This is a genomic window from Candidatus Pelagibacter sp. PS_40 (genome assembly GCF_059417765.1).
The window spans coordinates 451,474-466,279 of the sequence record NZ_CM182064.1 but is presented as its reverse complement, the minus strand read 5'-3'; the positions used below and the strand labels follow the sequence as shown (position 1 = coordinate 466,279).

The 14,806-nt window shown below is 28.7% G+C and carries 11 protein-coding genes; all 11 read right to left on the bottom strand.

The genetic code is table 11. The annotated features are described in order from the left end of the window. Positions 1–129 precede the first annotated feature (129 nt). Genes dnaE through nuoL form a run of 11 tightly spaced genes read right to left on the bottom strand, consistent with a single transcriptional unit; the run spans position 130 to position 14,805 of the window. Positions 130–3,546 (bottom strand): DNA polymerase III subunit alpha, encoded by a 3,417-nt coding sequence (dnaE, locus tag AC5SLW_RS02500; RefSeq protein WP_494575629.1) that lies wholly within the window; start codon positions 3,544–3,546, stop codon positions 130–132. Beyond that, on the bottom strand, positions 3,530–4,216 hold the full coding sequence (locus AC5SLW_RS02495; RefSeq protein WP_011282025.1) for an ABC transporter ATP-binding protein: 687 nt from the start codon (positions 4,214–4,216) through the stop codon (positions 3,530–3,532). Before AC5SLW_RS02495 ends, dnaE begins: the two co-directional genes overlap by 17 nt. Continuing rightward, positions 4,209–5,441, bottom strand: coding sequence for an FtsX-like permease family protein (locus tag AC5SLW_RS02490; protein WP_494575626.1), 1,233 nt, complete (start codon positions 5,439–5,441; stop codon positions 4,209–4,211). Before AC5SLW_RS02490 ends, AC5SLW_RS02495 begins: the two co-directional genes overlap by 8 nt. Next, a complete protein-coding gene (proS, locus tag AC5SLW_RS02485) occupies positions 5,438–6,772 on the bottom strand; it encodes a proline--tRNA ligase (RefSeq protein WP_011282024.1) in 1,335 nt (444 codons plus the stop codon). Before proS ends, AC5SLW_RS02490 begins: the two co-directional genes overlap by 4 nt. Position 6,773: 1 nt before the next feature. Further along, entirely contained in the window at positions 6,774–7,019 is a 246-nt protein-coding gene (locus AC5SLW_RS02480) for a DUF1467 family protein (RefSeq protein WP_011282023.1), read from the bottom strand. Next, complete coding sequence (locus AC5SLW_RS02475) at positions 7,020–8,675, bottom strand: ribonuclease J (protein ID WP_006997020.1); 1,656 nt, start codon at positions 8,673–8,675, stop codon at positions 7,020–7,022. A 2-nt stretch (positions 8,676–8,677) separates the two neighbouring features. Next, on the bottom strand, positions 8,678–9,424 hold the full coding sequence (locus AC5SLW_RS02470) for a type III pantothenate kinase (protein WP_494575623.1): 747 nt from the start codon (positions 9,422–9,424) through the stop codon (positions 8,678–8,680). Next, a complete protein-coding gene (locus AC5SLW_RS02465; RefSeq protein ID WP_494575621.1) occupies positions 9,421–9,984 on the bottom strand; it encodes a biotin--[acetyl-CoA-carboxylase] ligase in 564 nt (187 codons plus the stop codon). The genes AC5SLW_RS02470 and AC5SLW_RS02465 overlap by 4 nt, the downstream gene beginning before the upstream one ends. Then, positions 9,984–11,399 carry an NADH-quinone oxidoreductase subunit NuoN gene (nuoN, locus tag AC5SLW_RS02460; protein ID WP_494575619.1) on the bottom strand — a complete coding sequence of 472 codons (1,416 nt, stop codon included), beginning with the start codon at positions 11,397–11,399 and terminating at the stop codon, positions 9,984–9,986. The genes AC5SLW_RS02465 and nuoN overlap by 1 nt, the downstream gene beginning before the upstream one ends. Further along, positions 11,399–12,892, bottom strand: coding sequence for an NADH-quinone oxidoreductase subunit M (locus tag AC5SLW_RS02455; protein ID WP_006997024.1), 1,494 nt, complete (start codon positions 12,890–12,892; stop codon positions 11,399–11,401). The genes nuoN and AC5SLW_RS02455 overlap by 1 nt, the downstream gene beginning before the upstream one ends. Continuing rightward, positions 12,892–14,805, bottom strand: coding sequence for an NADH-quinone oxidoreductase subunit L (gene nuoL, locus AC5SLW_RS02450; RefSeq protein WP_494575617.1), 1,914 nt, complete (start codon positions 14,803–14,805; stop codon positions 12,892–12,894). The genes AC5SLW_RS02455 and nuoL overlap by 1 nt, the downstream gene beginning before the upstream one ends. Position 14,806: the final 1 nt, after the last annotated feature.

Genomic DNA, 14,806 nt, shown 5'->3' with positions numbered 1-14,806 from the left:
ATTTATTCCCGGTTAAGCCACCACAGTAATTTCCATTTAAGGACCGGAGGTATAAAACCACAAACTGTGTGAGTGTTAATTTAATTTAAGAGTTATTTACAAATTATTTATAAAACAAACAAGTCTTTTTTAATGAATAGTTGTCGAAATATCTTTATTTCTGATAATATTGATAGATTTCCTGTCAATTAGACGCTTGTTTTTCAATTTAAAGCTAATTTCATTGTTTTTATCAGTTATATTAATTTTTACCTCAGTTGTCCCCTCTTCATTCACTAAATCAGATATTTTATCGATGTCTTTAATTGATTTAATATTAAATAAAATTTCGTTAACAGGCTTATTAAAAAGATCCTTGAGAGATGCAATTTTTTGAACATTTATTCTTTTAAATCTATTTTCATCGTTAGAAATGGTTTTGATCAAAGTTATGATTAAGGAGCTACCCTCCACTAAAGCCTCTCTATTAAGTTCTAAAATATCTGAAAAAATAAACAGCTCAAAAACACTAGTTAAATCAGTGAACTTAATAACTCCGTATGAATTACCTTTTGCAGTTTTTCTTTCAGTGATTTTTAAAAGTGTAGCTGCAATATTTGCCTCTTTTATTGTATCATCCAAATTAAATTGTGCGTAATCGACAATTTTATAGTCATCAAAAATTTCTTTAAATTGATTTAAAGGATGGTCAGATATAAAAAAACCAATAGCTTCAAATTCTCTTGATAAACGATCCTCAAACTTCCAATCATCAATATTTAGAACTATTTCATTATCCTGTTCTTCATCTAAGCCAAAAAGATCAATTTGATTTGCTGCTTTGTTTTCATAAATATTTTTTGTTTTTAAAATAAAATTTGGAATAGAATTAAATAAGGCTTGTCGATTGTTATCTATATTATCAAAAGCTCCTGCTTTAACCAAACCTTCTAATTGAAGTTTATTTATATCTTTAGGATTAACTCTATTTAAAAAATCATTTATAGATTTAAAATCTCCATTTTCATTTCTTTCTTTAACAACATTTGATATTGCTTCATAACCAACACTTTTAATTCCACCAAGAGCATAATAAAAATTATTGTCATCGAATTGAAAATCTGCAAAGCACTTATTAATATCAGGTCGTATAACTTTAATATTAATTCTTTTTAGTTCTTCATGGAATTCTCCCAATTTATTTTGATTTGAAATATCCATTGTCATAGATGCTGCAAAAAATTCTTTAGGATAATAGGTTTTTAAAAAAGCAGTTTGATAGGAAATTATAGCATAAGCAGCAGCATGACTTTTGTTAAATCCATATTCAGCAAATGGTTCAATTTTTAAAAATATACTAGCTGCAACTTCTTTGCTAATTCCATTTTTCAAAGCACCAGCAATAAATCCCTGTTTCTGCTTTTCTAATTCGGCTCTTTTTTTTTTACCCATAGCTCTTCTTAAAATATCTGCCTCACCAGCGGTAAAACCAGAGAGTTTTTGTGCTATTTGCATCACTTGTTCTTGATAAATAATAACTCCATAAGTAGGTTTTAAAATACCCTCAAGTAATGGATGCAAATAATCAGGTGTTTGTCTTCCGTGTTTACAGTCATTGTAAATTGGTATGTTGCTCATAGGTCCTGGACGATAAAGAGCAACAAGAGCAATAATATCTTCAATATGATTGGGTTTCATTTGCAACAAAGCTTCGCGCATACCAGCACTTTCAACTTGAAATAATCCAACAGTGTTACCAGAAGATAAAAGTTCAAAAACTTTTTGATCATCAAAATCAATATCTTCAATTTTGAAATCTTTAACTTTTTTATTAATCAATTTTTGTGTTCTATTAATAACTGTTAAAGTTTTTAATCCTAAAAAATCAAACTTGATTAAGCCAGCATTTTCTGCTGAATACATGTCAAATTGTGTTGATGGTAACAGCAAGTCTGCTGCAGCATCTTTGTATAAAGGTACAACTTCTGTTAATTTTCTATCAGCTATTACAACGCCTGCTGCATGTGTTGCTACATTTCTATTTAAACCTTCTAATTTTAAAGAAAGATCAGTTAATTTTTTTACACGTGGGTCTTCATTAACTAATTTTTGAAGTCGTGGTTCACTATTAATACACTCAGTTAGACTTTGAGGTCTAGAAGGATCAAAAGGGATCATTTTTGAAATACTGTCAACAAAACCATATGGTAGACCTAATACTCTACCAACATCTCTAATAACCATTCTTGCTTTTAATTTTCCAAATGTAATTATATGAGCAACACTATCTTTATATTTTGTAGTTAAATATTTAAAAACAAGATCTCTTTTTTCCTCACAAAAATCTATATCAAAGTCAGGCATTGATACTCGATCAGGGTTTAAAAATCTTTCAAATATTAAATTAAATTTAATCGGATCAACATCCGTAATGGATAAACACCAAGCAACCAGTGAGCCAGCACCAGAACCTCTACCAGGTCCTACTGGAATATCGTTATTTTTAGCCCATTTAATATAATCAGATACAATCAAAAAATAACTTGGATATTTCATTTCAATTATGATTTTTAACTCATGATCTAGTCTGTCTTTGTATTTCAAGAATTTATCATCTGTTTTTAAATTGTTTTCTTCAATTTTAAAAACTTTCTGAAATTTTTCTTTTAATCCGTCTAGCGAATCTTTTTTAAGTATTTCATCAGCACTACCTCCTTTTTCAGAACTAATATTTGGAAGTACAGGTTTTGAAAACTGTGGTCTAAAATTACATTTAAATGGTAAATTGAAGTTATTTTCTAAAGCTTCAGGAAGATCTGAAAATAGCTTTGACATTTCTTCATTAGATTTAAAATAATGCTGGTTGCTATATTTAATTCTATTTTTTTCATTAACATAAGTTTTAGAACCAATGCACGTTAAAGCATCATGAGCTTCGTGCATGTCGGGTGTTAAGTAATAAACTTCATTTGTAGCTATAATTGGTATTTGAATTTTTGAAGATTGTTCTAAATTGAATTTTTCAAAAGCAATTTCGTTTTGATCACCATGTCTTTGGATTTCTAAGTAAAAATTATCATTAAATTTTGATGATAAGCTTCTATATAGTTTTGATATTTCATCTAAACGACCTTTTTCAAATAGTTTACCGAATAACCCTTGAATAGTTCCAGAAAGTAAGGACACACCCTCAGTGTCTATTAAAAGATCTTTTACATCTAAATGAGGGTCAGATAATGCATCATTTTCAAGGTAAGACCTTGAGGAAAGTTCAATAATTCTCTTATATCCATTTTCGTTAAGAGCTATTAGGGGTAATAGCCCTGTTGTATCTTCAAATTTAAAATAGATTTGAGTGCCAATAATTGGCTGTGTACCAACCTTAGAAATATTTTCAGCAAACTCTAATGCACCACATAAATTAGATGTGTCTGAAATACCTAAGCAAGGTATTTTTTTTTCTTTACAAAAATCTTTTAAGTTATCAATTTTGATAGCACCTTCACAAATTGAATACTGTGTATGAATTTTTAAGTGATTAAAATTTTGATTATTTAATTCTGGCATTGATAGCTTTTATATTACCATCAATCATTTCTAATTTGCAATCAGCCATATTAGCAAAAAATCTATTGTGAGTTGCATAAATTATTAATCTATTTTTATTTTTTAATTTATATAAAACATTAAAAACCTCTTTAGCAGTAGTATGATCTAAGCTGCCAGTAGGCTCGTCTGCTAATATAATTTCAGGTTCATTAATTAGTGCTCTAGCCATTGCAATTCTTTGCATTTCACCTCCTGATAGTTCAGATGGAAAATGAGCTTCACGTGATGAAAGACCCATTGTTTTTATAATTTCTTTTGCTCTTTCAATTGAATTTTTTTTATCATTTGTTAAAGCTAAACCAGCTAAATAAACATTCTCTAATGCAGTAAAATCTGGAAGTAAATTATTTTGTTGATAGATAATACCAATTTTACTTGATCTAATTTTATCATTTTTCGCATTTTCATTAAAGTTTACTGGTGTTTTATTAATTATCAATGAACCAGTGGTAGGTTTATCTATTAGTGACAAAACATTTAATAATGTAGACTTTCCAGATCCAGATGGACCAACTAGAGAATAAATCTTACCTTTTGTAAAAGAATAATTAATTTTTTTTAAAACATTTATTTTTTTATTGTTAGAAAAAGATTTAGATATGTTCTTTAATGATATCAAATTATTCATACTTAAGTCCTTTAACAGGGTCTAATTTTGAAGCTTTTATTGCTGGAAAAATTGAAACGATAATAGTTATAAAAATTGAACAAAGAGAAATTATAAAAATTGAAGTTGGGTTTATTTCAGAGGGCATTGTGCTCAAAAAATAAATCTCTTCAGGAAATAAGCTAATATTAAATGTATTACTTAAGAATTCTCTCAGGTTTTCAATGTATAGAGAAAATATTACACCTAAAAAGATTCCAAAAAGTGTTGCTGTAGTTCCAATAATAACACCAACAAGGAAAAATATCTTAACAATAGACTTGTTCATGACACCAATCGACTTGAGTATAGCTATATCTCTTGTCTTATTTTTAACTAAAATTGTAAGACCCGAAATAATGTTAAAAGCAGCTACTATAATAATCAAAGATAAGATTATAAACATTACATTTCTTTCAACTTTTAATGCAGAAAACAATGAGCTATTCATATCAGCCCAACTATATACAAATTCATTTTTGAATATTTCTTGAATTTTATTTTTTGCTTCTTCAATATTTGATGGTTTGTTCAAATAAATTTCTAGGTTACGGTCTTCTTTTTTAAAACTAAAGAAGTTTTCCAATGTTTCTAAATTTATAAAAGCAATATTTGCATCAAAATCCGCTAAACCACTATCAAAGATAGATCTAATAATAAAAGTTTCTTGCCGGGGTAGACTTCCTATTATTGTTTCAATGCCTACTGGAGACATTATTGATACTTTATCTCCTACACTAAGATCTAAATTAAAACTTAATTCTTTACCTATTGATATCGATTTCTTTGTTAATTGGTTTGATTTACCAATTAAGTTTCCTTTTTTTACAACATCAAGTTTTAGAAAGTTTTCTCTACTATAACCTCTTAAAATTAAACCTTTAGTGTAGTTTTTACTAATAACAATTGCTTCACCAGAATTACTAAGTATTAATTCTTTTGAAATTAATTTTAGATTTTCACTATTTAGTTTTTCTAAATTAATAGAAGTTTCATATGGCTTAACAGTGACATGAGCATTAAATCCTACAATCTTATTAATTAACTCACTTCTAAAGCCATTCATAACAGACATCACAATAATAAGTACTGCAACACCAAGGCTAATTCCAATAAATGAAAAAATGGATATTATATTTAAAAAACCGTCTTTTTTTCTGGTTTTTAAATATCTAAGTGTAATTTCTTTTTCTAATGCAGAAATCAATTTTTTAATTTTTGTTCAGTTAAAATTTGAGTTATTTGATCTAGTGTTAAACTTTTAGGATCCTTTCCAATCTCTTTAAACTCTAATAAATTATCTTCTGAATTTTTTCCTAAAATTATTTGATAAGGCACACCTATCAAATTAAATTTTTTAATTTTAGATGAAAGATTTTCATCCATATCATCAATAATTGTATCAATATTTTTACTTTCAAAATGTTTAAAAAGTTTATTCGCTTTATCTAATGCCGATGTATCATTTTTGTTAATCATAGGTATTATTGCAAGTTCGTATGGTGCTACAGAAAATGGCCATTTCATTATTTCATCTTTTTGATCATATTTAGCTTCTATAATTGCTCCAACTAGCCTTGATACACCAATTCCATAAGATCCCATTTTAACAAAATCTTTTTTGCCACCTGGGAGATCTACAGCTGCATTTAAAGCTTTTGAATATTTATCTCCAAAATAAAAAATGTGACCTACCTCTATACCTTTTGTAATTAACCTATTTTCTTCTGACACCTTTTCTTCAAATTCATTTTTATTAAATTTTTCATCGGCTACAGCGTAATATTGTTCATATTTTTTTCTTAAGTCTTGTAAGGATTGTCTATCCAATACAGTTCCTTCACTACCTAAATCAAAAACTCTTTTATCTGTAAAAATTTTACTTTCTCCTGTATCTGCTAAAATAATAAATTCATGAGATAAATTTCCACCAATTGGTCCCGTATCAGCTGCCATTGGTATTGCTGAAAGTTCTAATCTTTTAAATGTTTTTAAATATGAGAAAAAGAATTTATTATACGAGAATGTTGCATCTTCGTCATTAACGTCAAACGAATATGCATCCTTCATATAAAACTCCCTACCTCTCATTATTCCAAATCTTGGTCTAACTTCATCTCTAAATTTCCATTGTATATGATATAATAATTGAGGAAGTGACTTATAAGATTTTACACTTGATCTAAATATATCTGTAACCAACTCTTCATTGGTTGGTCCATAAAGCATTTCTCTACCTTGACGGTCTTTAATACGAAGCATTTCATCACCATAATCGTCATAACGACCACTTTCTTTCCAAATATCACTGGGCTGTATAGTTGGCATAAGTATTTCTTGGGCACCAATTTTATTTTGTTCTTCTCTTACTATTTGTTCAATTTTTTTCATCACCTTAAAACCTAAAGGTAGCCATGAATAAATACCTGCTGAGGATTGTTTAATCATACCAACCCTTAGCATTAACTGATGTGATTTAATTTTTGCTTCTGATGGGTTATTTTTTAATATTGGAATGAATGACTTTGAAATGTACATTTTAATTAATTATATATCTTAAATTTAAATATTCATATTTTATCAATAAATAAATTATCACGAAAATAACTGTTGTTATACCAGTACAATAAATGAATTTTTTTAGCATCTTAGGATTTTCAGGAGAACCTGCGTCTTCACCATCAATTTTGATAGATTTTTGTCTATTTACATCAATTGGAAGGATTGTAAAAAAAACTATCCACCAAATTATTATATAAATTATAGCAAGACCTGTTGCACTCATTTAAATTCTTACTAGGTTGATATTGATAAATGGTCTTTTACCAGTGAAATCTTTAGCACATTTTCTACATGTTATTTTTAAAGCATCAATTAAATTAAATTCTTGCTTTTTACTTTTTATAGAAAAAGTTCTAGTTGTTTTTTCGATTGCTTCTTCTAATTCGTATATAAACTCATCGACATCATAAACAGGCAGTCCTCTAAAAGTTAACACGGGTCTTTTGTGGATATTACCTTTTGCAGTAATTAAAATAGTAACCTCCATATAACCATTTGCACTAATGTTTTTTCTATCTTTAATTGATTGAGCATCTTCTTCTACACTCATATTACCATCCAAATAAAGTCTACCACTTGGTGCTTTATCAAAAACATGTGGTTTGCCAGGTGCTAATTTTACAATATCTCCATTTTCAACTTGAACAGGATGTGGAACTTTCATTTCTTTAGCAAACTTCATATGCTCAATCATATGTCTGTGTTCACCATGAACAGGAACTGCACATTGAGGTTTTACCCAATCGTACATCTCTCTAAGATCATCTCTATTGGGATGTCCAGAAACATGAACAAATTCGCTTTCTTCTGAAATAACTTCAACGCCATCTTTAACTAGTTGATTTTGTAATTTATACAATTTTTTCTCATTACCTGGAATAATTTTTGAAGAAAAAATAACAGCATCATCTTTTTCAATGAATACATCTGGGTGAGTATTACTAGAAATTCTCATTAGTGCTGCCATAGGTTCCCCTTGGCTACCTGTACAAAGATAAACTATTTTTTCTCTAGCAATTTTTTTGGCATCACGCGCATCGACAGGTTCTATAACATTTTTTAAATAACCACATTGTCTTGCTGCTTTAAATATTCTATGCATGGACCTTCCTACTAAAGATATTTGTCTACCAGTTTTTTCTGCACAATAAAAAGCTGTTTCCATACGTGCAACATTTGAAGCAAAAGAAGCCATTACAATTCTCTTTTTAAGGCTACCCATGATATTTAATAAGCTTTTTCTAACATCTAACTCTGAACCAGCTTTACCCATGCTAAATACATTTGTTGAATCACAAATCATAGCAAGCACACCCTCATTACCAATTTCTTTAAGTCTATCTGAATTGATCTTTTCACCAATAAGTGGCTCAGGATCAATCTTCCAATCACCAGTATGCAATATTACACCTGCTGGAGTTTCAATTCTAAGACCATTGGGCTCAAGGATTGAGTGAGTTAGAGTTATATATTCTATTTTAAATGGATCTAAATTTACTGTTCCATTTAATTGAACTATTTTGAGAAACTTAGTTACATCTATATTTTTTTCTTTAAATTTTTCTTTTATTAAAACCGCTGTAAATGGAGTTGCAAAGATTTTACATTTAAGTTGAGGCCAAAGATGTGCGATCGCACCAATATGATCTTCATGTGCATGAGTTAAAATAATTCCTAAAAGGTCATCTTTTTTATCAACAATAAATCCAGGATCTGGGTAAATAAGATCAATACCGGGTAAAGTATCATCAGCAAATGTAACCCCAATATCAACCATGATCCATTTATGCTCACCAGGTTTACCATAGGCAAATAGGTTCATATTCATACCAATTTCTCCGGACCCTCCTAGAGGGCAAAATAATAATTCATCTTTCATATTTATTTAATTAAGGTAGTGGCTCTGATTAGGCCTTTAATTGTTATGTCTTTATTTAATGTAACTTTCGTTTTTATTGAATTTTTGAATAAACCAGAAAATCCTCCAGTAATAATAATTTTAAAGGACATCTTAGTCTCTTTCTTAATTAAATTAACAATATTGTCAATTAAACCCTCATATCCCCAAAAAAAACCTGCTCTAACAGCACTAATAGTGTTTAAACCAATTACTCTATTTGTTTTTTTTAAATTGATCTTTGGAATTTGTGATGCTTTATCGGTTAATGTATCCAATGAGAGTTTAACACCAGGTGCTATAACGCCACCATGATAAGTATTTTTAATCAAAACATCAAATGTGGTTGCAGTTCCAAAGTCTAAAATTATAAAATTATCCTTATTATTAATGATGCTAATTGCATTTGCTAATCTATCTGAACCAATTTGTTTATAATTAACTTTAATCTTAATCAATTTATTTAAATTAAGTTTTTTTAGTTCGTGACACTTAATTTTATAAACTTTTTTAAAAAAGATTTTAACTGCATTAAATTTTTTTGGTACGACGCTGCAAAATAAACATTTGTTAATTGATTTATTTTTTAGATTTAGGCCAAGTAAAGATTTATTAAGTGAGGAGTGATTTATTTTTTTTGTTAATAAAGAAACACGTTTAATAATAATGTTTTTAGAGTTTACTAAACAAATTTTAGTTTCAGTATTTCCTATATCGCCAACAATAATCATTTTAAATTTCTATCTAAGTTTTTTATATTAAATTTAGGAAACATTGGAATAAAAGTTTCATAAATTTTTTTTAAACTTAAAGCAGCATAATTAGGTGTAATTTTAATGCCAGTTAAGTCAAACAAATTTGTAGTTAAATAGTTTTTTATAATTGGACTCTTGGTCAAATTTATACCCACTCCAACAACAATAAATTTTTCACCAGATTTAATTAATATTTCTTGTAAAATACCTGAAATTTTCATTTTATTTATTAATAAATCATTTGGTTTTTTAATTATAATTTTACCATTATAAAATTTTGATAATAATTTTTTAACTAAAAGACAGTTAACTTTTGTCAAATCTTTCAATGATAATTGGACTTTGTTAATTTTAAAAAAAATACTAACAAATAAATTTCCTTTAAAAGAAGTCCATTTTTTTCCATATTGACCCCTTCCCTTTTTTTGCTTTTCAGCAATTATAATTCCAGATTTGTTATTGGTTTTTTTAATTATTTGTATAGCTAGATCGTTAGTACTATTTACAGTTTTAAAATTGAACTTTTTTAATTTCATTAAATAATATTAATTCTAGATACAATTTCCACTAATTTGCTTGGAAAAATAAAATATAAGAGAATTAATAATGTTGAAAAAGTCAGGGATCCTTTTAGCCAAATATTATGATCTGTGTCATAACTTTCCTTTTCTTTATCAAAGTAAATAACCTTAATTATTTTGAGATAATAAAATGCAGCTATTACCGTTGATAAAAGACCTACAATAGCCAAGAAGTACATTGACTGCTCTATGACAGCTTTAAAAATATAAAATTTTGCAAAAAAACCAGCTAGTGGAGGAATACCTGCTAATGAAAAAAGGATAGCTAGTAATGATAAAGATAAAATTGGATGATTTTTTGATAGCCCTGATAAATCATCAATGGTTTCATAGTACGCATCATTTCTCTTTAACATCAATAGGCAACTAAAAAAGGCAAGATTCATAACTAAGTATATCGACATATATACGATGGAGCTTTGAATGCCTTCGTTTGAACCTGTGGACAAACCAGCTAGAGCATAACCCATATGACCAATTGAACTATATGCAATCAACCTTTTAAGATTATTTTGACCAATTGCAGCAATAGCACCAAAGATCATAGAAGCGATTGATAAAAATATTAATATAGGTTGCCATTGATCGATCATATTAACAAATGGTATATATAAAAATCTTATGAATACCGTAAGAGCAGCAACTTTTGGTACAATTGCAAAGAATAATGTGACAGCAGTTGGAGAGCCTTCATACACATCTGGTGCCCACATGTGAAATGGTACAGCTGATATCTTAAATGCCAAACCAACAAGTATAAAAACAATTCCAAATGTTAAACCATAATGAGATGAATTCATTACATCACCAATAACATTAAAATTAGTTGATCCAGAAAACCCATAAACCAAAGAACATCCATACAACAATAATCCTGATGATAAAGCACTCAAAACAAAATATTTTAGTCCAGACTCTGAAGATTTTAATTGATCTCGATTAAATGATGCTAACACATATAAAGCTAAAGATTGCAACTCAAGACCTATATAAAAAACCATAAGATCATTTGAACTGATCATTACCATCATGCCTAAAATTGAAGAAAGAATTAAAACTGGATATTCTATTAAAAAAATCTTAAATATTTTGAGATATCTTGTTGAAATCGATAAAACAAATGCACCTCCTAAAATAGTGAGTATTTTCATAAATGATGAAAGATTGTCCACAATGTAACCATCATTAAATAGTGAAATATTTTGATCTAACGGATTATTAAAAATTAAAATGCCCGTAATAAGTAAAGAACCTACTGCAAGATTATGAACAATATTTGAGCTATTCTTTTTATAAACTCCAAGAAGCAATAAAAACATTATAGACAAAGATATAAATATTTCAGGTAGTATAAAATTTAAATTATCCATTAATTTTGTACCTCTGTTATATTCATATTTAAGTTAAAATTGTACATCTCTATTAAATCTTTTACAGAAATTTCAATCGTATTAATAAGAGGTTCTGGATAAAATCCAAAAAATAAAACTGGTATTGCTAAACACCACAAAATAAATTTTTCTGAATTATTAAGGTCAGGCATTTTTAAGAGTTCTTTATTTTTAATCTCTCCAAATACAACTCTTCTATATAGCCACAACATATATGCGGCGCCAAAAATAACACCTAAACTAGCTATAACTGCTACTAAGAAATTATCTTTAAATGCCCCCATTAGTATTAAAAATTCACCTATAAAACCACTAGTACCAGGTAAGCCTAATGCAGCTAAAGTAAAAAGCATAAATAATATAGAATATTTAGGCATAACCGAAACTAAGCCACCGTAAGTTGCTATTAATCTGGAGTGCATACGATCATAAACAACCCCAACACATAAAAACAATGCTGCTGAAACCAAACCATGACTTATCATTTGAACTATACTTCCTTCAATACCTTGTTGGGTAATTGTAAAAATACCTAATGTAACAAATCCCATGTGTGCAACTGAAGAATACGCTATTAACTTTTTCATGTCTTCTTGCATCAGGGCAACAAGAGATGTGTATACAATAGCAATTAAACTCAAGGCATAAACAAGAGGCGTAAATAAATCAGAAGCTACTGGGAAAAGTCCTAAAGAAAACCTAATAAACCCATAACCAGCCATTTTAAGTAATATAGCTGCAAGCAAAACAGAGCCAGCAGTAGGTGCTTCAACGTGTGCATCTGGCAACCAAGTGTGTACAGGCCACATTGGAGTTTTGACGGCAAAAGAACTAAAGAAAGCTAACCATAATAAATTTTGATATTTGGTGTCTATACCTAGTTCATAAAGCTGAGTTATATCTGTGGTTCCTGATATCCAGTAGATCGAAATTATAGCAATTAGCATTAAAACAGAACCAAGTAATGTGTATAAGAAAAATTTAAATGCTGAATATACTCTTCTTGCTCCACCCCATATTCCAATTATTAAAAACATAGGTATTAATCCAGCTTCAAAAAATAAATAAAATATAACAAGATCAAGAGAGCAAAAAACACCAATCATTAAACTTTCCATTACTAAGATAGCAATCAGGAAGTCTCTAAGTCTGTCTTTAACAGTATTGTTAACTGAGATTATACAAAGTGGTGTTATTAGCGCAGTTAAAACTATAAATAAGATTGATATTCCATCAATACCTATCTTATAATTAATAATTCCCTTTAACCATTCTCTATCTTCAACAAACTGAAAATCAGAAGTGGTTGGGTCAAACTGATACCAAAGATATAAAGAAATTAAAAAGTTAACAAACGATGTAAATAAAGCAACATATTTACCTGTATTAGAATTCTTATCTTTAGAAAATAATAGAAACAAAGAACCCACTACAGGAAGTAAAATTAAAGATGATAAAATTGGAAAATTCATTAATTCAAAATTAAAAATGTTAATAACGCAGAAAATCCTAATAATATCATAAATGCATATTGATAGATAAATCCACTTTGAAATTTACTTGCTTTTAAAGATAGCCTATTAATCAATGAAGAAACTCCATCTGGTCCAAATTTATCAATAATTTTAACATCAACCACCTTCCAAAAAAATATTCCTAATTTTTTTGAAAATTTAATAAACAAAACATCATAAAGTTCATCGAAATACCATTTGTTTATTAAAAAGTTATGTAATGGTTTATTGGATTGAGCAATTTGATTTGGAATATCTTTATCTTTAACAAATAAATAATAAGAAATTGGAATGGAGGTTAATACAAGTGCTGGTGTAGTTAAAGGAAACCATAAAGGAGGGTGTTCTGTACTTAATGGATTTAAAAATTTAATTGAATCTCCCCAAAAACTATTTCCACTACTATTGCCAATGAACAAATCCTTAAATAAAAAACCAGCAAAAATAGCTCCAATAGCAAGAATAAATAAAGGTAAAAGCATTACTAATGGGGATTCGTGCATTTCGTTAATATTAATTTTTTTATTATTATAATCTCCATGAAACGTTTTAAAAATTAATCTCCAAGAATAAATTGATGTTAAAACAGCAGTCAAAATCCCTACACCTGCCGCATAATATCCTGTTGTATTTCCTTTAAGATACGCAAATTCTATAATTGCATCTTTTGAATAAAAACCAGATAAGAATGGAAAACCAGTAAGAGCTAATGTTCCAATAATCATAAATATATAGGTGTATGGAAGTTTTTTATAAACACCTCCCATCTGATTAATATCTTGCTCATCTTTAAATGAGTGAATTACAGATCCAGAACCTAAAAAAAGTAAAGCTTTGAAAAAGGCATGAGTAAATAAGTGAAACATAGCAACATTATAAGCACCTACTCCTGCCGCAAAAAACATATAACCAAGCTGACTACAAGTTGAGTATGCAATTATTTTTTTTATATCAGTTTGCACTAAAGCTACAGTTGCAGCAAAAAAAGCTGTAGTCATTCCAACAACAGTAATTATATTTAGTGTAAGAGGTGAGTATTCAAAAATTGGAGAACATCTTACAACTAAAAAAACACCAGCTGTAACCATGGTAGCCGCATGAATTAAAGCTGAAACTGGTGTGGGGCCTTCCATGGCATCCGGCAACCAAGTGTGTAAGAAAATTTGCGCTGATTTACCCATCGCTCCAATGAATAAAAGAATACAAATTAAATCAACTGCTCCAACATTCATTCCTAAAAATAAAAGTTTTTTTTCAACAATTTGCGGAATTTGATTAAAAACTTCTACATAGTTTACAGTGCCAAATAAATAAAAGATTAAAAAAATTCCTAAAGCAAAGCCAAAATCACCTACTCTATTTACCACAAAGGCTTTTATTGCAGCTGCATTTGCTGTTTCTTTTTTAAACCAAAAACCAATCAAGAAATATGAACAAAGCCCTACACCTTCCCATCCAAAAAATAGCTGAAGAAAATTATCAGAGGTAACCAATGTTAGCATTGAAAAAGTGAAAAGTGACAAATAAGCCATGAATCTTGGCTTATGTGGATCATGAGACATATAACCAATTGAGTAAATATGCACTAAAGCTGAAACTAAAGTTACAACAACAAGCATTACAGATGATAAGGCATCAACTTTAATAGACCAATTAACATCTAAAGTTCCAGAGTTAATCCAAGTTGCTACAACTACATTACTTTCATATCCGTTAACAATTACTTGATAGAATAATATAATTGAAAGTAACGCTGAAATTGACACAAAAAGACTAGTTACAATTTCTGAATTCCTATCTCCTAAATATTTACCAAAAAAACCTGAAGTTATTGAGGCTAATAATGGAAGAAATATTAAAGCTAATTCCATA

Coding starts and splice junctions, on each gene's coding strand:
- AC5SLW_RS02475 (WP_006997020.1), bottom strand. CDS start 8,675: ATGAAAGATGAATTATTATTTTGCCCTCTAGGAGGGTCCGGAGAAATT.
- AC5SLW_RS02470 (WP_494575623.1), bottom strand. CDS start 9,424: ATGATTATTGTTGGCGATATAGGAAATACTGAAACTAAAATTTGTTTA.
- AC5SLW_RS02480 (WP_011282023.1), bottom strand. CDS start 7,019: ATGAGTGCAACAGGTCTTGCTATAATTTATATAATAATTTGGTGGATA.
- dnaE (WP_494575629.1), bottom strand. CDS start 3,546: ATGCCAGAATTAAATAATCAAAATTTTAATCACTTAAAAATTCATACA.
- AC5SLW_RS02455 (WP_006997024.1), bottom strand. CDS start 12,892: ATGAATTTTCCAATTTTATCATCTTTAATTTTACTTCCTGTAGTGGGT.
- nuoN (WP_494575619.1), bottom strand. CDS start 11,399: ATGGATAATTTAAATTTTATACTACCTGAAATATTTATATCTTTGTCT.
- AC5SLW_RS02495 (WP_011282025.1), bottom strand. CDS start 4,216: ATGAATAATTTGATATCATTAAAGAACATATCTAAATCTTTTTCTAAC.
- AC5SLW_RS02465 (WP_494575621.1), bottom strand. CDS start 9,984: ATGAAATTAAAAAAGTTCAATTTTAAAACTGTAAATAGTACTAACGAT.
- nuoL (WP_494575617.1), bottom strand. CDS start 14,805: ATGGAATTAGCTTTAATATTTCTTCCATTATTAGCCTCAATAACTTCA.
- proS (WP_011282024.1), bottom strand. CDS start 6,772: ATGTACATTTCAAAGTCATTCATTCCAATATTAAAAAATAACCCATCA.